General features: G+C 47.1%; 15 protein-coding genes and 5 tRNA genes. 8 read left to right on the top strand and 12 right to left on the bottom strand.

The window, feature by feature from the left end; all coding sequences use genetic code 11:
• Positions 1–33 precede the first annotated feature (33 nt).
• On the top strand, positions 34–2,136 hold the full coding sequence (locus KIU71_RS05065; protein ID WP_214130082.1) for a TonB-dependent receptor: 2,103 nt from the start codon (positions 34–36) through the stop codon (positions 2,134–2,136).
• Positions 2,137–2,215: 79 nt separating this feature from the next.
• On the opposite strand, the gene dapE is transcribed toward KIU71_RS05065, so the two are convergent.
• Entirely contained in the window at positions 2,216–3,391 is a 1,176-nt protein-coding gene (gene dapE, locus KIU71_RS05060; protein ID WP_214130081.1) for a succinyl-diaminopimelate desuccinylase, read from the bottom strand.
• Positions 3,392–3,788: 397 nt separating this feature from the next.
• The gene (locus tag KIU71_RS05055) at positions 3,789–5,678 is read right to left on the bottom strand and encodes a SurA N-terminal domain-containing protein (RefSeq protein WP_214130080.1); all 1,890 of its coding nucleotides are present in this window, start codon (positions 5,676–5,678) and stop codon (positions 3,789–3,791) included.
• Between the two features lie 270 nt (positions 5,679–5,948).
• On the opposite strand from KIU71_RS05055, the gene KIU71_RS05050 reads away from it, so the two are divergent.
• On the top strand, positions 5,949–6,542 hold the full coding sequence (locus KIU71_RS05050; RefSeq protein WP_214130079.1) for a hypothetical protein: 594 nt from the start codon (positions 5,949–5,951) through the stop codon (positions 6,540–6,542).
• Between the two features lie 150 nt (positions 6,543–6,692).
• Here the strand turns inward: KIU71_RS05050 and hupB are convergent, their stop codons facing one another.
• From hupB to tig, 5 genes are all read right to left on the bottom strand, one after another.
• Positions 6,693–6,965, bottom strand: coding sequence for a nucleoid-associated protein HU-beta (hupB, locus tag KIU71_RS05045; protein ID WP_214130078.1), 273 nt, complete (start codon positions 6,963–6,965; stop codon positions 6,693–6,695).
• A gap of 321 nt (positions 6,966–7,286) precedes the next feature.
• Positions 7,287–9,662, bottom strand: a complete 2,376-nt coding sequence (lon, locus tag KIU71_RS05040) for an endopeptidase La (RefSeq protein WP_214130077.1) — start codon at positions 9,660–9,662, stop codon at positions 7,287–7,289.
• Between the two features lie 133 nt (positions 9,663–9,795).
• Complete coding sequence (gene clpX / locus KIU71_RS05035) at positions 9,796–11,070, bottom strand: ATP-dependent protease ATP-binding subunit ClpX (protein ID WP_214130076.1); 1,275 nt, start codon at positions 11,068–11,070, stop codon at positions 9,796–9,798.
• Positions 11,071–11,133: 63 nt separating this feature from the next.
• Positions 11,134–11,757, bottom strand: coding sequence for an ATP-dependent Clp endopeptidase proteolytic subunit ClpP (gene clpP / locus KIU71_RS05030; RefSeq protein WP_214130075.1), 624 nt, complete (start codon positions 11,755–11,757; stop codon positions 11,134–11,136).
• A gap of 105 nt (positions 11,758–11,862) precedes the next feature.
• Positions 11,863–13,167, bottom strand: a complete 1,305-nt coding sequence (gene tig / locus KIU71_RS05025; protein ID WP_214130074.1) for a trigger factor — start codon at positions 13,165–13,167, stop codon at positions 11,863–11,865.
• Between the two features lie 277 nt (positions 13,168–13,444).
• Between tig and KIU71_RS05020 the strand changes: the two genes are divergently transcribed.
• From KIU71_RS05020 to KIU71_RS05010, 3 genes are all read left to right on the top strand, one after another.
• Entirely contained in the window at positions 13,445–13,786 is a 342-nt protein-coding gene (locus KIU71_RS05020) for a tRNA-binding protein (RefSeq protein WP_214130073.1), read from the top strand.
• A 1,256-nt stretch (positions 13,787–15,042) separates the two neighbouring features.
• The gene (locus KIU71_RS18095; RefSeq protein WP_214130072.1) at positions 15,043–15,255 is read left to right on the top strand and encodes a type II toxin-antitoxin system VapB family antitoxin; all 213 of its coding nucleotides are present in this window, start codon (positions 15,043–15,045) and stop codon (positions 15,253–15,255) included.
• Positions 15,252–15,620 (top strand): VapC toxin family PIN domain ribonuclease, encoded by a 369-nt coding sequence (locus tag KIU71_RS05010; RefSeq protein WP_214130071.1) that lies wholly within the window; start codon positions 15,252–15,254, stop codon positions 15,618–15,620. Before KIU71_RS18095 ends, KIU71_RS05010 begins: the two co-directional genes overlap by 4 nt.
• Positions 15,621–16,609: 989 nt before the next feature.
• Here the strand turns inward: KIU71_RS05010 and KIU71_RS05005 are convergent.
• The 5 genes from KIU71_RS05005 to KIU71_RS04985 all read right to left on the bottom strand — a co-directional run bounded on the left by KIU71_RS05005 (position 16,610) and on the right by KIU71_RS04985 (position 17,145).
• A tRNA-Pro gene (locus KIU71_RS05005) sits at positions 16,610–16,686 on the bottom strand.
• An 18-nt stretch (positions 16,687–16,704) separates the two neighbouring features.
• A tRNA-Leu gene (locus KIU71_RS05000) sits at positions 16,705–16,789 on the bottom strand.
• 46 nt (positions 16,790–16,835) lie between these two features.
• Positions 16,836–16,911, bottom strand: a tRNA-His gene (locus KIU71_RS04995).
• Positions 16,912–16,966: 55 nt separating this feature from the next.
• A tRNA-Arg gene (locus tag KIU71_RS04990) sits at positions 16,967–17,043 on the bottom strand.
• A 25-nt stretch (positions 17,044–17,068) separates the two neighbouring features.
• Positions 17,069–17,145: transfer RNA gene (locus KIU71_RS04985), tRNA-Pro, on the bottom strand.
• A 244-nt stretch (positions 17,146–17,389) separates the two neighbouring features.
• Here KIU71_RS04985 and KIU71_RS04980 point away from each other — a divergent pair.
• The 3 genes from KIU71_RS04980 (at position 17,390) to KIU71_RS04970 (ending at position 19,448) form a co-directional block, all read left to right on the top strand.
• Positions 17,390–17,695: a hypothetical protein gene (locus KIU71_RS04980; protein WP_214130070.1), complete on the top strand. Its 306-nt coding sequence runs from the start codon at positions 17,390–17,392 to the stop codon at positions 17,693–17,695.
• Between the two features lie 306 nt (positions 17,696–18,001).
• A complete protein-coding gene (gene folD, locus KIU71_RS04975; RefSeq protein WP_214130069.1) occupies positions 18,002–18,856 on the top strand; it encodes a bifunctional methylenetetrahydrofolate dehydrogenase/methenyltetrahydrofolate cyclohydrolase FolD in 855 nt (284 codons plus the stop codon).
• Entirely contained in the window at positions 18,837–19,448 is a 612-nt protein-coding gene (locus KIU71_RS04970) for a DUF1415 domain-containing protein (protein WP_214130068.1), read from the top strand. The genes folD and KIU71_RS04970 overlap by 20 nt, the downstream gene beginning before the upstream one ends.
• Positions 19,449–19,451: the final 3 nt, after the last annotated feature.

The raw sequence follows: 19,451 nt of genomic DNA, 5'->3' as shown, positions 1-19,451 counted from the left end.
ATCATTAACGTAATTATTCGTATAAGGTTCCCCATGCAATTTAATCAGTGTCAATATGTGAAAATCAGCTTACTCACAGCCGCCATGTGTTTTGCAAACATGGGTTTCGCTCAAAATAATACAACGGACGAAAACGGTATTGAGCGTATCGTTATTCAGGCAACACGCAGCGAGCATCCTATCAGTACCGTTCCCAATACCATCGCGGTGATCGATCAGGAAGCGATCAGTCGGCAGCTTGCCATTGCGCCTGATTTATCCAGCCTTTTAGCCAGTTTGGTTCCAGGCTTCTCGCCCACTCGGCAAAAACTCAGTGGCGCGGGCGAAACGCTACGAGGGCGTGAGCCTCTGTATTTAATCGATGGTGTACCGCAGTCGAATCCATTGCGAAACGGATCACGAGATGGACACACCATTGACCCATTTTTGATTGAGCGCATTGAAATCATCAAAGGAGCGAATGCTATTCAGGGCTTGGGTGCATCTGGCGGTATCATCAATATTGTGACGAAACGTGCGCAAGATGCTCGTCACACCGTGCAAATGGGTGTGAATACCAGCGACGAATTCGATGGCGATACCAGTGGTTTTAATCTTGGTTATCTGTTTACTGCGGCAAGTGATACTACCGAGATAGTACTAGGTGCTACCGTGCGTGATAACGGCATGTTTATCGACGGCAACGGTGATTTTGTGGGTGTCGACAGCACTCAGGGTGACATCATGGATGCCCAAAGTGTTGATCTATTTGCTAAGCTCACAACTCAAATCGCGACAGAACAGCGAATTAGCTTCATGGTCAATCGTTTCGATTTTGAAGGGAATGGTGATTTCAGTGGTGTCCGAGGGGATGCGGATCAGGGCATCGTCGCTACGTCGATAAAACAGCCAATTCAAGGCCAACCGGCAAAAAATGAGGTGACAACCGCGTCAGTAGATTATCAACATGGCAATATCGCGGGCGGGCAACTAACGCTGCAGTTATTTTATCAGGATTTTTCCAGCCTGTTTGGCGGCGGTGTTTTTGGGGTTTTTCAAGACCCAGCTTTCGGTCCAGATCTGTTTGATCAGTCTGAGAATCAGTCAGAAAAGTTTGGATTTCGTTCAACCTTTTCTCAACAAAACATAGCACAAACTCAGGTTGATCTTGTCGTTGGCCTTGATTACCTCAGCGACTCAACATTTCAGTCTCTTGCCGCTACGGGCCGTAAATGGGTGCCTGAAACAGACTTCACTAATGTGGCACCGTTCGCTCAACTGCGCTATTCAGGTATCGAAAATCTGACCTTGGCAGCAGGTGTACGCTATGAAGACGCGGAGTTGGATGTAGACACATTTACCACGCTTGCGGGGTACGACAGTATCACAGTCAGTGGTGGAAGCCCGTCGTTTGACGAAACCTTGTTTAACGTCGGTGCAGTTTATCAATTCTCGCCAACGTTTCGCGCGTTCGTCAGCTTCAACGAAGGCTATAGTATGCCTGATGTGGGTCGTGTACTGCGCGGTATCAATCAACCCACCTCTGGCGTCGAGACATTTTTGGATTTGCAACCGATTGTCAGTGATAATCAGGAATTGGGCATAGAGTACAGTGCTAACGATCTCACGATGAATGCTAGCTATTTTACTTCGGATTCCGATTTCGGTTCACGCCTACAGGCAGATGCAGATGGTATCTTTTCAGTACAGCGCGAACGCACTGAAATTGATGGTGTTGAGGTTACGGCACGGTATTACTGGAACGCCAGCCAATTCGGGGTGCAGTATACTAAAACAAACGGTGAGTTCGATAGTGATGACGATGGCCGCGTCGATACCGACCTAGATGGCGCAAATATCCCACCGGAACGCTTCAATGTCTCATGGTCGCAACAGTGGAATAGTGCTCTGTCATCATGGCTGCAAGCGAATATTTTTCGGGATACTAACTTCTCCGATAGCGCAGATTTTTCGGGCTACACCACATTTGATGCAACATTGTCTTATACGCTTAATGAGGCTGTTGTCGCACTGGGGATTGAAAACCTCACGGATAAACAGTTCGTGACTTACTATTCACAAACCAATCCCCGTGATAATCGTTATTTTGCAGGGCGTGGGCGTACTTTCTCGCTGACTTACACGCAGACTTTTTAGATGAAATGGACGGCTAAGCCCGCGTAGATACGCGGGCGTCGGTTCAGATTCCCAAATATCAAAATAAGTTAAAACTCGCTCAGCGAAAAAGCAAGCTACTGAGCAGTTGCTGATATATCTTGGTTAACGATACGATATCGATGACGTCCACACACTCATTGACTTGATGAATCGTTCGATTTGGCACACCAACTTCAACAACTTGAGTTTCTGAGCCTGCGAAAAAGCGACCATCTGAAGTGCCTCCAGCAGTGCTCAGGAGAGGGTATCGCCCAGTCACATTGTGCACCGCCTGTTCCACATGCCTTACCAGACAATCGTGACCGGGCCGGGTATGGCTAAAATACGGCTCGCAGGGTCGCTCCCACGCGATGTCGTACTGACCCGCGTGCTGATCAACTATTTCGGTTAATTTTGCTTTTAGCGACGCCGCGCAATACTCATCAGCATACCTAACATTAAAACGTAAATGGCAACAACCAGGTACGATATTATCAGTGTGTTCTCCGCTATCCACGTGCGTTACTTGCAGCGTGGTGCCAGGAAAATCAGCACTCCCTGCCTCAAAGCTAATATCGCTTAAAGCGGTCGCAATTTTAGCCGCAATGTGCAGTGCATTGACGGTATTATGTGGGTAAGCCACATGGCCCTGTTTACCTCGCACCGTGATGGTTGCTGACAACGAGCCCCGTCGACCTACTTTTATGGCATCTCCCGCCTGAGCAATCGCTGTTGGCTCGCCTACAATCACTGCATTAAGTTGAATATCGCGTTCTGCAAGCCATTTTGCGATCCAGGCGCTACCAAATTCGGCTTCTCCCTCCTCATCACTGGTGATCAAAAACCAGAAACTGCAATCAGGGTTGAGCGCACGCCACTGAGTTGAATGGCAAGCAGCGAGCATGGCAGCAACGCCTGTTTTCATATCCGCAGCGCCCCGTCCATAAAGAACACCGCTATCAATGGTTGGCTGAAATGGCGGAAAATACCACTCATGATCCAATCCAGGAGAAACGACATCCGTGTGGCCGCTAAATGCCACATGCTGATCGCCCTCGCCTATACGTGCAATAAGATTACTGACGCCATTAACTTGCGTCTGCATACAATCGAAACCCAGCGACGACAGAACCCGTGCAAGAAAGTCCTGACAGCCCGAGTCCGTTGGCGTGACCGACTCGCGCGCCATAAGCTCGCAGGCATAATCAATACACAGTTCAGGAGTTTGTGATTGCGGTAACCGGTGAATAGGCATGGAAACACGCCCTACAGTTCGTTGTTTACAGCATTTAATCGATTGAAAATGACATAGCGATTACGCCAAAAAGACAATTTGATGACAGCGACTGACGCGCTTTTGTTCTTTCGTTCCCCGGTTTGCGTATATAATGGCTTGATTGATTGCTGTTGAGGATGAACAGGTGCTGAGATTCTTATTTATATTGCCACTGGCTTTAAGCCTGATCTGGTTTTTATACCTCCGCTCACGCGGTTACAGCGTGGCCCAAGGGAAACAGGGCTTTGCGTACATTTTAGCTTTTTCTGCCATCGTCGCCATTTTTTACACCCTGTTGATGTACTTAACCCAAATGCAATAAAGCTCTGACACCATCGGTATCAGAGCTTTATCATGTTTAGTACTAAGTTACCTGCTAGCGCGCAGAAATCACCACATCCGCTTCGCTACGCAATGCACTTACAAATGACTGATAATTTGACTGGCTAATGGATTGCGCTAAACGCTCTTTTAACGCATCAGACTGAGCGCTTTCAAGCGTCTGTGGAGCATGCACATCAACCAACTGAATCAAGGCGACATTACCATCCGCTTTCGCGACCGTTGTGGCGCTTTCGCCGCTGCCTAAGCCCAGCATAAAGGCTTGCTCAACGACATTGCTACCAATACTACTATCGAAGCGGTTGAGCTTTTCAACTTGCTCCCATGAGAGCGACTTCTCGGCGAGTTCATCGTCAATCTCAGACCCCTCTTTCACTTTCGCCAAGAGATTGTCGGCAAATTCTAGCGCTTGTTGCTGCGCTTTTTCGGCGGCCAACTGAGACTCAATTTGCTCTGAAACTTCATCCAACGACTTAGTACGCTCTGCCTCATGCTTGATCACACGAACAACCATGACCCGCTCATCGTTGATTTCTATCACATCAGAATTAACACGGTCTTCGATTAACTCTTCAGAAAACGCTATTGCAGTGACTTGAGGGAAGTTAACAATCGCAGGCGCGCTATCACGGGTAAATAAGGCTGTTTCTTGCACGGTGCCGCCCACTGCACCGGCAACATCAGTGAGTGTATCGGGAATTTCAAACGCCAGCTCGGCCATGCTTTGCTGACGAGCAAAATAAAGCTCCATCGCCTTATCACGTTTCAGCTCAGCAACAATCTCTGCTCTGACATCTTCCAATGGCGTAACAACTTCCGGTTTGATATCGGTAAGTTTAATGATGTGAAATCCGAACTCGCTTTCAACCACGTCGGAAACATCACCCACAGCGTTTAACTCGAAAGCTGCTGCTTCGAATGATTCATCCATGATCCCGCGGCTGATGAAATCAAGATCGCCGCCATTTTCTGCACTAAAAGTGTCAGCAGATTCAGCTTCAGCAATAGCGGCAAAATCTTCACCACCCTGCACTCTCTCCAGAAGCGCCTCGGCCTGTGCTTTGGCGGCAGACTCATCTTCACCAAACTCGACCAAAATATGTGATACTCGACGCTGTTCTTCCGACAGGTAGTTGCGTTCGTTTAACGCATAGTACTCGGTAACTTCTTCATCAGATACGCTGACTTCATCAACTAAATCATCAACGCGTAAATCGACGAAGGCCAACGCAACACGCTCTTGTGTATCATATTGGTTTAAATTCGCCTGATAGTAAGCATTAATTTCGTCAGCTGTTACCTCAACACCTTGGGCGAAATCATCAGCACTGATATTCACAAGCTGAATATCGCGTGTTTGCCCCTGAAGCTGATTAGTTCGGCTGACTTCTTCAGGCAAGGCAAATTCGCTGGCAGTCAACGCGCGGGCGAGTTGTTCGCGCGTCATCTCTGCGCGAAGGTAATCACGGAATGAATTTGGTTGGAAGCCCGCTTGTTGGACAATCGCCAGATAGCGGTCGTTGTTGAACTGACCACCCACCTGAAACTCGGGCATCATGCGAATGGCATCACGAATTTGCTGGTCGCTAACGCGCAAGCCAAGTTCACGCGCCTTCTGTTCCACCAGTTTGTCGCCAATCAGCTTGTCTAACACGCCGGCTCTGAACTCCTGCAGGTATTCAGGGTTGGCAAACAAGCCAGCAACGCCCTCACCGAATTGATTTTCGATACGGGCTCGCTCATTCTGATACGCTCTTTCTAACGTACTCACACTGATTGGATCGCCATTCACTACGGCGGCCGAATCATCCGTAGAACCGGTTAAGTAGCTACCGACCCCGGCAAACACGAAGCTCAGTACGATTAACGCAATCACGACCATGGCCCACGGCCCCTGAGCACTTTCTCTTATTTTTTCTAACATGGTCTACTATCACTCCATCAAACCATTGAAACTCGCCGCACCATTAGTTTTTTACTGCGGTCTACTTTTAAGGTGGCGAATTATAGCGCATTCACCTGTCGATGGGGTAGGTAAATTGCGTGCTCACTGACATCACTTGAGTCGACGGGTTTGCAGTGACAGTTGATCGCTGGCGTAGGGCCCGATCCGAAGGGCCTGCTCCTTATTTTTTACATCGCTTTTTTGTTAGGCTAATCTTAAGGTTCATTCGCACCCTAAAGGGACGTTACTATGGTTGTAAAATGTAAACAGGCGCTAGTGTTCACGGTCTTCGCGGCTATGTGCTCAAGCACCATGGCAATGCTGCAAAATGTGGAACATATCGACGTTCGATCCGAGAAGCTTGAAAGCCTCAGCAAAGACGTAATGTCTTATTCCTTGAATCGTGAAATAGGCATGAGCGCGCTCCATGCAAAAGACTATGAAGCCGCCTTCCGTCGACTGAGCGAAAGTGCAAAGCAAGGTGATAAAATGAGTCAGTTTTATTTGGCGTCCATGTACTTTAAAGGATTAGGCACTGACATCGACAACAAGCAAGGTTGGGTATGGCTTAATCTTGCGCTAGAACAACGTAATGCCGAATGGCGCTACGCCTATGAGAAGATTGCTGAGGTTATACCCACCGACGTCAAGACTGCTTGGCAAGGCGATGTGGAAGATTACAGGGATAAATACGGTGCGAAAGCGACCCAGCACAGTTGTCGAAAGGAAAAACCTTTAGGCTCAAATATCATTGAAGTTCGGTGTCATCGAGTCAACGATGGCAGCTACGATTTCAGGCAATGGCGAGATATTCAAAACTTATTTTTGCATGCCGGTGGCTAAGGCCTGTTGCTCGTACATTTGATGCATTCGCTGACCGGCACAGACTGGCGTTTGATTCTTTCATCAGCGAGGATTGTGGGTTGATTGATCCGAATTAAAGAAAAAAAAGGCGATGAATATTCATCGCCTTTTTTGTTTGGAAAACGTTGCTTAGTTACAAGCGTCTTTCAGTGCTTTACCTGCTTTGAAAGATGGTACTTTTGCAGCAGAAATTTGAATTGTTTGGCCAGTTTGTGGATTACGACCACTACGAGCAGCACGTTCTCTTACAGAGAATGTACCGAAACCAACAAGTGCTACTTGATCACCATCTTTCAAAGCTGCAGTAACAGCGTCCGTGAAAGCGTCTAGAGCACGTCCTGCTGCTGCTTTTGAGATATCTGCGCTAGCAGCAATGGTATCGATGAGTTGAGACTTGTTCACAATAAGATCCCCTTCGGTTGTTATTATTTGTATTGGCAAAACCGTTTTTGCCAAATGGTTATAACAAGCTTAATGAAATACATCAAGCAACTGTTTACATTTTATTAACTTCTGGTGAAACGCTGCCACCCCTTTGGTGGCAAAGGCTTGAAGCGAATACCTATTAAAGGTATCACAACTATTTGCAGTTTGAAGCCATAATCGTTAAAAAACTGAAAAAAATAGCCTATATTTGGTCGTTTTTTGCCCAATCAGTCGCAAACGCCCTAGTTTCCTCGCTTCAACGACAAAAAAATCGGCCCGAAAGCCGATTTTTTCCTGTTACTTTGTGTCCACTTTAAACGACTCGACTGGCTCCTGCAGAGCAATATCGAGTACATCGTCAATCCATTTTACCGGATGGATTTTTATGTCCTGCTTCACATTATCCGGAATTTCTTCCAGATCGCGTTCGTTTTCGTGTGGAATGATCACGGTTTTTATTCCTCCGCGATGGGCGGCTAGCAGCTTCTCTTTCAGCCCTCCAATCGCAAGCACTTCGCCCCGTAACGTGATTTCGCCCGTCATGGCTACGTCGCACTTCACCGGATTACCGGTTAACGACGAGACAAGGGCGGTGCACATGGCAATACCCGCACTCGGACCGTCTTTCGGTGTAGCCCCTTCAGGAACATGCACATGGATATCGCGCTTTTCATGAAAGTCATTGCTGATGCGTAACTTCTCGCTACGACTGCGCACTACAGTCATCGCCGTTTTGATCGACTCCTGCATCACATCACCCAAAGATCCGGTAAACGTAGTTTTACCCTTACCCGGTACAGACGTTGTTTCGATGGTGAGTAGATCGCCACCGACTTGAGTCCACGCGAGCCCCGTGACCTGACCAATTTGATTGTCTTTGTCCGCTTTACCATAATCAAATCGTTGAACACCCAAATAATCCTTGAGGTTTTCCTGAGTGACGATGACCTTATTTTTGTCCTTATTCAGCAAAATATGTTTAACCGCTTTGCGGCATACTTTTGAAATTTCGCGCTCAAGGCTTCGTACTCCGGCTTCGCGGGTGTAGTAGCGGATCATTCCAAGCACCGCAGAATCAGTGATCTCTAACTCACTGTCTTTAAGACCATTACGCTCAATCTGTTTTGAGACCAAGTGGCGCTGAGCAATATTGAGTTTTTCGTCTTCGGTATAGCCGGACAAACGGATCACTTCCATACGATCCAACAATGGACCCGGAATGTTCATTGAGTTTGACGTTGCCACAAACATCACGTCAGACAAGTCATAGTCCACCTCTAAATAGTGATCACTAAAGGTACTATTTTGCTCTGGATCTAACACTTCCAATAAGGCAGACGATGGATCGCCGCGCATGTCTGATGACATCTTATCGATCTCATCAAGCAGAAACAGTGGATTCTTAACGCCAACCTTTGTCATCTTTTGGATCAATTTGCCCGGCATCGAGCCAATATAGGTGCGCCGATGGCCTCTGATCTCCGCTTCGTCTCTCACACCGCCCAACGCCATTCGCACATACTTTCGACCAGTGGCTTTGGCAATTGATTGGCCAAGGGATGTTTTCCCCACGCCTGGCGGACCGACCAAGCACAAAATTGGCCCTTTAAGTTTCTTCACGCGCTGTTGCACCGCAAGATACTCAATGATCCGCTCTTTGACTTTGTCCAACCCATAATGGTCTTCATCTAGGATAGTTTCTGCTTTGGCAAGATCTTTCTTCACGCCTGAGCGTTTGAACCAAGGCACACCCGACAGCCAGTCGATGTAACTTCTTACCACGGTTGCTTCGGCAGACATCGGCGACATCATTTTGAGCTTTTTCAGCTCAGCTTGTGCCTTATCCTTCGCCTCTTCAGGCATTTTCGCTTCGTCAATTTTTTTCGCTAGCGCTTCGAACTCATCCGGTGCTTCGTCCAGCTCACCCAATTCTTTCTGGATCGCCTTCATCTGTTCATTGAGATAATACTCGCGCTGACTTTTTTCCATCTGCTTCTTAACACGCGTACGGATCTTTTTCTCAACCTGCAGAACGTCTATCTCACCTTCCATCAGTGCCATAAGATATTCAAGACGATCATTCACGCTCGCCATCTCTAACACTTTTTGTTTCTCACCCAGCTTCAACGGCATGTGTGCCGCCATGGTGTCGGCTAGGCGCGCAGCGTCTTCAATACCATTCAGTGAGGTGAGTACCTCGGGTGGAATTTTCTTATTCAGCTTCACATAGCCTTCAAATTGTGAAACGGCTGATCGAATCAATACTTCTTGTTCGGTCTCTTCAACACCTTCATCAAGCACATGCCGCACATCAGCAGCAAAATACGGATCGGTTTTACTCAATCCTTCAACCTGACCGCGTACATTCCCTTCAACTAACACCTTAACAGTGCCATCAGGTAGTTTAAGCAGCTGCAAAATGGTCGCTATAGTGCCTACGTGATAGATATCATCCTGCTCTGGTTCATCGACCCCAGCATCCTTCTGAGCGACCAGAAAAATTTGTTTATCATTTGCCATTGCAGCATCAAGGCAACGAATTGACTTCTCTCGCCCAACAAAAAGGGGGATAACCATGTGCGGATAAACAACAACATCACGCAAAGCGAGTACGGGCATCTCGACCCGCTGAGATGTCTGTTCATTTTTATCTGACGAACGCTCTTTAGACATACTATCTCTCTTAAAACTGTATTCGCGTTTATATGGGGTTAAGGATGAAAAGTTCAATCACTGCGGCGGCATTAGTTACCCGTGAAGCACAAAAAAGGCCCGCATGGGCCTTTTTCAAAATATGTGTGGCTGATTACTCAGAAGCCGCTTTCTTCTCCTGAGAATCGTAGATGAGTATGGGTTTTGATTCCCCATTAATAACCGACTCATCAATCACAACTTTGCTGACATCGTCCATCGACGGTAAGTCATACATGGTATCGAGCAACGTTGCCTCAACAATCGATCGCAATCCACGTGCACCGGTTTTACGATTCATTGCTTTCGTGGCGATCGCGTGTAACGCGTCATCACGGAACTCCAGCTCGGTGTCTTCCATAGCAAACAATGCAGCATACTGCTTGGTAATCGCATTTTTTGGCTCACGCAAAATTTGAATTAATGCATCTTCACTTAATTCTTCTAAACTGGTTACCACCGGCAATCGACCAATAAACTCTGGTATCAAACCATACTTCACCAAATCTTCTGGCTCGACCTGACGGAACAACTCGGTAAGTTTGCGCTTTTCTTCCGTGTTTTTCATTTTAGCGCCAAAGCCAATACCGGTACCGGTTTGTGCGCGCTGCTCAATGACTTTATCCAAGCCAGCGAATGCACCACCACAGATAAATAAGATTTTAGAAGTATCTACCTGCAAAAACTCTTGCTGTGGATGTTTACGACCGCCTTGCGGTGGAACCGATGCAACGGTACCTTCAATCAGTTTCAGCAACGCTTGCTGGACACCTTCTCCTGACACATCTCGTGTAATCGACGGGTTGTCTGACTTGCGCGAAATCTTGTCAATTTCATCAATATAAACAATACCACGCTGCGCTTTGTCGACGTCGTAATCACACTTCTGCAACAGCTTTTGTATGATGTTTTCAACGTCCTCGCCCACATAACCCGCTTCAGTGAGGGTGGTGGCGTCCGCCATGGTAAAAGGCACATCCAATAAACGAGCGAGCGTTTCTGCCAGCAAAGTCTTACCGCTTCCGGTTGGACCAATGAGCAAAATGTTACTCTTGCCTAGCTCAACGCCTTCATGAACATCACCATTGCGCAACCGCTTATAGTGATTATACACAGCAACAGATAAAACGCGTTTAGCGTGCTCTTGACCGATGACATAGTCATCGAGGTGCTTGTGGATTTCATGTGGTTTGGGTAAAGAATCTTGCTTCTGTTTCGGCGCAATTTCTTTGATTTCTTCACGAATAATGTCATTGCACAGCTCGACACATTCGTCACAAATAAACACAGAAGGACCAGCGATAAGCTTACGTACTTCGTGTTGGCTTTTTCCACAGAAAGAGCAGTACAGTAATTTGTTGTCGCTATCACCGTTTTGCTTATCAGTCATGTATAGATTGCCTCTACGGTATCAGGAGCAAGCCGTAAGGCTTGCGTATCAATTAACTAACGTTTAGTTGTTCAATGCATCAGCACGGTTAGTCAGGACTTTGTCAATTAAACCATATTCCAGAGCATCCGTCGCACTCAAAAAGTTATCACGGTCGGTATCTTTGGCTACTTTCTCATACGGCTGCCCTGTTTGCTCAGCATACAAGCGATTTAATTTTTCTTTAATCCCTAAAATTTCACGCGCATGGATTTCAAAATCAGAGGCCTGCCCCTGGAAACCCCCTAACGGTTGATGGATCATCACCCGAGCATTGGGTAGGCAGTAGCGCTTGCCTTTGGCCCCGGCTGAGAGTAAAAACGAGCCCATGCTTGCCGCCTGACCAACGCAAACCGTGCTGACATCTGGCTTAATAAAGTTCATGGTGTCATAGATGGCCATCCCCGCCGTGACCGAACCACCCGGCGAATTGATGTATAGGAAAATATCTTTTTCCGGATTTTCAGCTTCCAGAAACAACATCTGAGCGACAATAAGATTAGCCATATGATCTTCAACCTGACCCACTAAGAAAATGACATTTTCTTTAAGAAGGCGAGAATAAATATCGTAAGAACGTTCACCTTTAGAGGTTTGTTCAACCACCATAGGTACCAGTGCGTTCGTGGGTTCAAAAGCGTTCATCATGCAAGAATGGCCTTAGTAAAATTCAGGTGTATAAACAGAAATGCTCGGTATGTACCGAGCATTTAATCAAGAGGAGCGTGTAAAAGTCAATGCAAGACAGGTGTTTTAAGCCTGTTTGTTCATCACTTCGTCAAACTTCTTCTTCACTTCTTTTGTTTTAGCGTTGCTAACAATCCAATCAATCGCCTGCTCTTCTAATGCAACATTGTTCATTTGCTGCATTAATTCTTCATTTGATTTGTAGTAATTGATGACCTCGTTAGGGTCTTCGTAAGCAGAAGCCATTGACTCAATCAACGCATCAACACGGGCAGCGTCAGGCTTAAGCTCTTCTTTCTTAATGATTTCCCCTAACAACAAACCAACGGACACTCGACGCTTCGCGTTATCCATGAATAGATCCGCTGGAAGCTCAGGCAAGTTTTGGCCTTGACCTTGTTGTTCAAAACGCTGCTTCGCTTGTTCGCGCAATGCATTCACTTCTTGATCAACCAGTGCTTGTGGCAAATCAAGTTTATTCTTTTCAAGCAGTGCAGCGATGACATTTTCTTTAAGCTGCGATTTCAAGGTTTGGTCTAGCTCGCGCTGCATGTTCTTCTTCACTTCCGCTTGAAGCGCTTCAACACCACCTTCTTCCACACCGAACAATTTAGCAAATTCATCATCGACTTTCGGCAGAGACTGACCTTCAACTTTCTTCACGGTCATCGCGAAACTTGCCGCTTTACCTTTCAAGGCTTCAGCGTGGTAATCTTCAGGGAAAGTCACGTCGGCAACAACTTCTTCACCCTTTTTAGCGCCGACCAGATTATCTTCAAAACCTGGGATCATGCGGCCCTTGCCAAGTTCAAGTGTAAAGTCTTCTGCTTTTCCGCCTTCGAACTCTTCACCATCAATGGTGCCAACGAAATCGATAACCACACGGTCATCTTTCTTGGCTTTACGTTTAACTTCTTTCCATTCGGCGTGTTGCTTCTGCAGCGTCACCATCATCTCTTCCAAGTCTTTGTCTTGGATCTCAACCACAGGTTTCTCGATGGCAAGCTTATCAACGTCTTTCACTTCAACTTCAGGATAAACTTCGAACGCTGCAACAAATTCAAGATCTTCACCGTCTTTGTCGCTTTTCAGCTCAAACGTTGGCATACCTGCAGGCGTAATTTTTTCCTGCATGATGGCTTCATAGAAATTGCGTTGCATAACTTCACCAGCAACTTCTTGACGAACCGCCGTACCGTAACGCTTCTTAATGACTGAAACAGGCACTTTACCTGGACGGAAGCCGTTGATACGCTGGGTTTTTGCCAGCTGTTGTAGGCGCGATTTAACAGCACTGTCTACTGATTCAGCAGGAACAGTGATAGTAAGACGGCGTTGTAACCCTTCAGTCGTCTCGACAGAAACTTGCATTCTAATACCTCAACTATGCGCCGGATGACGCGCTAAAATGGCGCTATGATTGGCGTCGGTTAAAAAAAGACGCCGTAGTATACAGGGTGGGGTTTTCAGAGTCGAGATGTAATCGTCAAATTCGCGGAATCGCCTACATTTCTCGTAAAACTGGACATAAATTACATCCCAATGCTTAACCAAACCCGACGAATTTTCATCGAAACGTCCTTTTTTGAATCGCAAACTGGTGTATGTTTAATCAACTTTTTGTTTCCCAATCAACCTAGAGTGCGAAATGACTGAATTGATAAGCTGGCAAGATTTTAGCAAAGTAGCGCTGCACGCTGGCACTATTCTATCTGCTGAGAATTTTCCAGAAGCCCGTAACCCTGCCTATAAACTAACCATTGATTTTGGCGATACCATTGGTATCAAAAAATCAAGCGCACAGATCACCAAACACTATACCCCAGAGTCGCTGGTTGGTCGCCAAATACTCGCTGTCGTTAATTTTCCCAAGAAGCAAATCGGGCCAATGATGTCGGAGTGCCTTGTCACCGGATTTTATGATGATGACAATGAGGTCGTGTTACTAAGCCCAGATATGAAGGTACCTAATGGCGCAAAACTCGGATGAGTTTTGTTGCAAAGATCAGTGTGGCGACTACAAAAAATAGCACTTCGGACCGCCACCAATACATCAGATTATTTCTCACTCTCTGAAGTTAACATTCAAACAAAACTCAACCACAGCAACAATACTCCGCATAATCCCATTAACATGAACTTTCTATTGGTGACAGTGTACATGTCTCTAAATCTGCCTACCAGAATTTCAGCGTTAAATGTGAAAGCCATCGCGACAAATGCTAAACCTATCGTCGAAAAGAAGTTGCTTGCATCAAATTGATTAACTAAGCCCAATATAAAAAATGAAATTACTACAATTAGGCAAATTAAAACCCTTGCCCAAATCAGACTAGGTAGATTGTTATGCATTTTAATTTCCTTCGCAGTTTGAAACTTAATGCCACGTGGCTTTAATGGCGATTGCTTTTCTTGTCCCGTGGATACTTACATATCTAATTGGTCTTCCAAAATTTGGAGAATGCGTAACATGGCAGTTAAAAAAAGATCGCCATTCGAATCGTGATAATTTTTCATCTTGTTCAGAAACTGTAAATAAAAATAACGGTAATTCGTATCGTACTGAAAAGGTACTGACCTAAAGGCGTGTTTGAGAACATTGAATTGACTTCCCAGCCAACGCCGCTGATGGGACAACGCTTTTCAGCGCAAAAAGTAGCGCTTCGTAAGTTAGCAACGCCTGTTGACGCCGCGAGCCTATCTCTGCCCTCGACACGCTGTCACGTCCTGTGCGCTTGGACTCCGCCATCCATGGCTCCGACAGTCGATGTCATAGATACCCTCCCAACGTCGCGGCTACGTGACATGGCGAACCCTGTAAGTTTTTTCATCTTGGTAAATGATTCCTCCATTTTTCATGACCATTTACAGCATTTCGTTGCAAGAAAAAGGAGGCTTTCAATAAGCCTAGAGATTAATGAAAAAGTACCCGCATGTTAGTCAGCAATGTACTTGCTAGGTCCAGCGTTAAAGGCGACGAGAAGCCGATTCAGTGCTCGCAAACCGTCGCCCGCAAGGATGCGGGCGTCGAGCCTACATGGACGTATTCACGGCGTGTTTGAGAGTGCTGAATTGGCTTCCCAGCCAAAGCGGCTGAGGGGGCAACGCTTTTGTTGAGCAAGAAACAGCGCTTCGTAAGTTAGCAACGCCTGATAAAACGACGTATCGAGTTCTGGAAAAAAATGTATTAATAGCGCATCATCAATACTGTTACAGTTTGATGCAAATTATGATGAGGCTAAGCTTATGAGAACAACGGTCACTATTGATGATGACTTGTACAATGAAGCCGCTATGTTAGCGGATCCTCAAATCGAAAAATCGGAGTTATTTAAAGAGGCAATCAAGACCTACATTCGAGTGAAGTCTGCTAAGCGCCTCTCTAAGTTAGGGGGAGCTTCTCCTTGTATCCAGGATATCCCTCGACGGTCAATTGATCACGATGCATCATCAGTATGATCGTATTGGTGGATACATCCGTTTGGATAGAGTTTTTTCGCGGAAATTGTGCAAATTTGAAAAGTCTTCTCGTTACCGATTCTGTTGCGACACATCCCTTTATTATTGGTGAACTCGCCTGCGGAACACCACCGAATCGGATGCAAACACTAAGGGACATATCCAACTTAACCCTGTCTATTCAGCCAACCCAGAATGAAGTATTAGAGTTCATTAATCGTAATAAGCTTTTTGGTTTGGGCTGCGGCCTTATTGATTTAACATTGCTGGCTTCTGTCTTATTGACAGATGAATGCAAACTCTGGACGCTGGATAAACATCTTGCTCTGCAAGCGAATAAATTGAATGTTCTTTACGACACCTAACCACTTTCTTTCGCTTGGACACTACTAGCTCATTAGTCCCGTTAACGATCCCGATTAAGCCACGCGTTAAAGGCGACAAGAAGCCGATTCAGGGATCGCAAACCGTCGCCCGCAGGGATGCGGGCGTCGAGCCTACATGGACGTATTCACGGCGTGTTTGAGAGCACTGAATTGGCTTCCCAGCCAACGCCGCTGATGAGATAACGCTATGCAGAGCGAAAAGCAGCGCTTCGTAAGTTAGCAACGCCTGTTGACGCCGCAAGCCTATCCCTGCCTTCGACACACTGTCACCCAATTAACCTAATAGACGGTCCTGGCTAAGCCAAGCGTTAAAGGCGACAAGAAGCCGATTCAGGGATCGCAAACCGTCGCCCGCAGGGATGCGGGCGTCGAGCCTACATGGACGTATTCACGGCGTGTTTGAGAGCACTGAATTGGCTTCCCAGCCAACGCCGCTGATGAGATAACGCTATGCAGAGCGAAAAGCAGCGCTTCGTAAGTTAGCAACGCCTGTTGACGCCGCGAGCATATCGCTGCCTTCGACGCGCTGTCACCCAATTAACCTAATAGACGGTCCTGGCTAAGCCAAGCGTTAAAGGCGACAAGAAGCCGATACAGTGATCGCAAACCGTCGCCCGCAAGGAAGCGGGCATCGAGCCTACATGGACGTATTCACGGCATGTTTGAGAGCACTGAATTGGTTTCCCAGCCAACGCCGCTGATGGGACAACGCTTTGTTGAGCAAAAAACAGCGCTTCGTAAGTTAGCAACGCCTGTTGACGCCGGGAGCCTATCTCTGCCCTCGACACGCTGTCACGTCCTGTGCGCTTGGACTCCGCCATCCATGGCTCCGACAGTCGATGTCACAGATAGGCTCCCGACGTCGCGGCTACGTGGCATGGCGAACCCAGTAAGTTTTTTCATCTTGTAAAAAGCGGAAACGACAGAAAAATATCGAGATGAAACGTGGATTTAAAATTTTGAAAAAGTGGTCGGTGAGATAGGATTCGAACCTACGACCCCTTGGACCCAAACCAAGTGCGCTACCAAGCTGCGCCACTCACCGAACATTTGGTACTTAAGATGGTGCGGAAGGAGAGACTTGAACTCTCACGCCGTGAAGCACTGGAACCTAAATCCAGCGTGTCTACCAATTCCACCACTTCCGCTTGTAACTGTTGTTTTACGGGAGGAGCCGTAAAACTGAAAGAAAAGTGGGGTGGGCGATGGGGTTTGAACCCACGACCGCTGGAATCACAATCCAGAGCTCTACCAACTGAGCTACGCCCACCACTGATACTTTCAACTCATATTTTTACACATTAATCTCGGTTCTGCCATTCGCTTGGCGCGTCCGGCAGGATTCGAACCTGCGACCACCCGCTTAGAAGGCGGGTGCTCTATCCAGCTGAGCTACGGACGCTCGTCGAAACTGGTCGAGATTAAATTGGTCGGTGAGATAGGATTCGAACCTACGACCCCTTGGACCCAAACCAAGTGCGCTACCAAGCTGCGCCACTCACCGAACCGTGTAGACGTACAATTCAGTACCTCTACGGGGGGCGCATATTACCGACTTGCCCTACCCTCGTCAAACACTTTTAAATTTAATTTTTGCACGTGATAAAAGCTGATTAAATAGCGCGCAAACTGCGCAAATTTCGAAAGGTTTTGAGATTAAACAGGCATTTAGGTCAGCTGTGATTGAAAGGCGGAGTTGCTATGTTTGATGGGTGTCTATATCGGCACGGTTTTCAAAAGGAATGAAAATGCAAACGTTAACAGAAAATGAAGCAAATCAAGTGAGTGGTGGCGGAGAGCCTTGGGCGCAGAATGATGATTTCTGGCCGATGGTTTTCCAAGGTGCGGGCTTTGGGGCAATGACCGGGGCGATAGGCGGTCCAGGTGCAGCGGCCGCTGGTGCTGTATTGGGAGGACTAGCAGGCGCCAGCGCTCACCATGCAAGTAATAGTGGCTCAAGTAATGGGAGTAGTTCAGGTTTATCTCCTACAAGTTCTAGTTCCGGAAGTGGCGAAGATGAAATCATGTGCCCTGCTCCAACAACTGATGAGTGATACAGTCCAACCTGTCGAATCAATCGTAAATGACATCAGTTCGGGAAGTCTAAAGTGAAGATGAAGACCATTGTGAAGCAAGTTTTATGGCGTGGTAGTATCTCCTTTTGCCTTCTGGTTTCGGCGACTCATATCCCTGATTTGTATTTTGATATGAGTTGGCCTTACCTTCTAACAATGAGCTACGGTGCAATGCTAATCGGTAGTTTGTGGCAACACTTTTACACGTTGCGGCGCAAATCAAACGTTGATTAAACCTTAGCAACTATGGGATCATAACCGGACTTAAGAGTTAGTGAGAATCCCATGACCGCCCACCGAATTGATGGCAAAGTCATCGCTCAGCAAGTCAGAAATGATGTTGCAATCTACGTAAAATCACTTACGGAAGCCAACAAGCGCCCTCCCGGCTTGGCCGTTGTGCTGGTCGGCTCAGATCCTGCCTCTCAGGTATATGTATCGAACAAAACGAAAGCCTGTGATGAAGTCGGTCTGGTCTCGAAGTCTTACGATCTACCGGCTGACACGGAGCAGGATGAACTACTTGCGTTGGTAGATAGCCTGAATGCAGACGACGCGATTGACGGGATATTGGTGCAGTTGCCTTTACCTGCTGGACTTGATGCCGAGGAAGTGTTGGAGCGTATTCATCCTCATAAAGATGTCGACGGCTTTCATCCATACAACATTGGCCGTTTGGCGCAACGCATCCCTGCGTTACGACCTTGCACGCCTAAAGGTATCATGACCATGATCGAGGCAACTAAGCGTCCGATTAAAGGATTAGACGCAGTCATTGTGGGGGCTTCCAATATTGTCGGTCGACCAATGTCACTCGAATTGCTATTGGCGGGTTGCACCGTCACAACCTGCCACAAGTTCACCAAAAACTTGCGCGAACATGTTAAACGAGCTGACTTGCTGGTGGTTGCAGTGGGTAAGCCCAACTTTATTCCCGGCGACTGGATAAAACCGGGCGCGATCGTTATCGATGTTGGCATTAACCGCTTGGATGATGGTCGTCTGGTGGGCGACGTCGAATATGATAAAGCGGTTGACGTGGCTGGTTGGATTACGCCAGTTCCTGGCGGCGTGGGCCCAATGACTGTTGCGAGTTTGGTGGAAAACACGCTTGAGGCCTATGTCAAATTCCACTCATAAACACGATCCGCATTTGGCGATTCAATCGACTCAAATCTGGTTAAAAAACACGGTTATCGGTGAAAATTTCTGCCCGTTTGCCAAGCGTGAAGTTGAGCGAGATACCATCCGCTACGCGGTTGAACACAGTGTCGATGTGGCTGATCAAGCTGCGCGCGTGCTATCGGAGTGTCGCTGGCTTGACGACAACCCAGCGATACAAACGACATTGGTGATTTTTACTCCGCCCTTTGCCAGTGGGCACAAACCCTATGACATTCACCAATTTGATCACTTTCTGGCGTTGTATGATGAGTGTGTTTGGCATATGAAGCGACAGGATTACGAGGGCGTGTACCAACTTGCGACTTTTCACCCAAATTATGTATTCGCTCATGAGCCGCCCGAGAGCGCATCGCACTATACCAACCGCTCTCCCTTTCCGACATTGCATATTCTGCGCGAGGACAGCCTAGAACGAGCAATATCAAGCTACAAGCAACCTGAACGCATTCCTGAAAATAATATAATTCGTGCAGAGGCGCTAGGTGTGCAGTATTTCCAAGATTTACTGGCGAAAACCATGTTGGATTGCAAAGCCGATAAGCGGTAGCGA

Source organism: Alteromonas oceanisediminis, from assembly GCF_018474025.1.
GTDB classification, from domain to species: domain Bacteria; phylum Pseudomonadota; class Gammaproteobacteria; order Enterobacterales; family Alteromonadaceae; genus Alteromonas_E; species Alteromonas_E oceanisediminis.
Note: the sequence above shows the minus strand (reverse complement) of the source record. Positions and strands in the feature narration are given on the sequence as shown.

What these genes read in the sequence shown, in the direction of transcription:
- KIU71_RS05065 (WP_214130082.1), top strand. Translation starts at nt 34, where the DNA reads ATGCAATTTAATCAGTGTCAATATGTGAAAATCAGCTTACTCACAGCC.
- dapE (WP_214130081.1), bottom strand. Translation starts at nt 3,391, where the DNA reads ATGCCTATTCACCGGTTACCGCAATCACAAACTCCTGAACTGTGTATT.
- KIU71_RS05055 (WP_214130080.1), bottom strand. Translation starts at nt 5,678, where the DNA reads ATGTTAGAAAAAATAAGAGAAAGTGCTCAGGGGCCGTGGGCCATGGTC.
- KIU71_RS05050 (WP_214130079.1), top strand. Translation starts at nt 5,949, where the DNA reads ATGGTTGTAAAATGTAAACAGGCGCTAGTGTTCACGGTCTTCGCGGCT.
- lon (WP_214130077.1), bottom strand. Translation starts at nt 9,662, where the DNA reads ATGTCTAAAGAGCGTTCGTCAGATAAAAATGAACAGACATCTCAGCGG.
- clpX (WP_214130076.1), bottom strand. Translation starts at nt 11,070, where the DNA reads ATGACTGATAAGCAAAACGGTGATAGCGACAACAAATTACTGTACTGC.
- clpP (WP_214130075.1), bottom strand. Translation starts at nt 11,757, where the DNA reads ATGATGAACGCTTTTGAACCCACGAACGCACTGGTACCTATGGTGGTT.
- tig (WP_214130074.1), bottom strand. Translation starts at nt 13,167, where the DNA reads ATGCAAGTTTCTGTCGAGACGACTGAAGGGTTACAACGCCGTCTTACT.
- KIU71_RS05020 (WP_214130073.1), top strand. Translation starts at nt 13,445, where the DNA reads ATGACTGAATTGATAAGCTGGCAAGATTTTAGCAAAGTAGCGCTGCAC.
- KIU71_RS18095 (WP_214130072.1), top strand. Translation starts at nt 15,043, where the DNA reads ATGAGAACAACGGTCACTATTGATGATGACTTGTACAATGAAGCCGCT.
- KIU71_RS05010 (WP_214130071.1), top strand. Translation starts at nt 15,252, where the DNA reads ATGATCGTATTGGTGGATACATCCGTTTGGATAGAGTTTTTTCGCGGA.
- KIU71_RS04980 (WP_214130070.1), top strand. Translation starts at nt 17,390, where the DNA reads ATGCAAACGTTAACAGAAAATGAAGCAAATCAAGTGAGTGGTGGCGGA.
- folD (WP_214130069.1), top strand. Translation starts at nt 18,002, where the DNA reads ATGACCGCCCACCGAATTGATGGCAAAGTCATCGCTCAGCAAGTCAGA.
- KIU71_RS04970 (WP_214130068.1), top strand. Translation starts at nt 18,837, where the DNA reads ATGTCAAATTCCACTCATAAACACGATCCGCATTTGGCGATTCAATCG.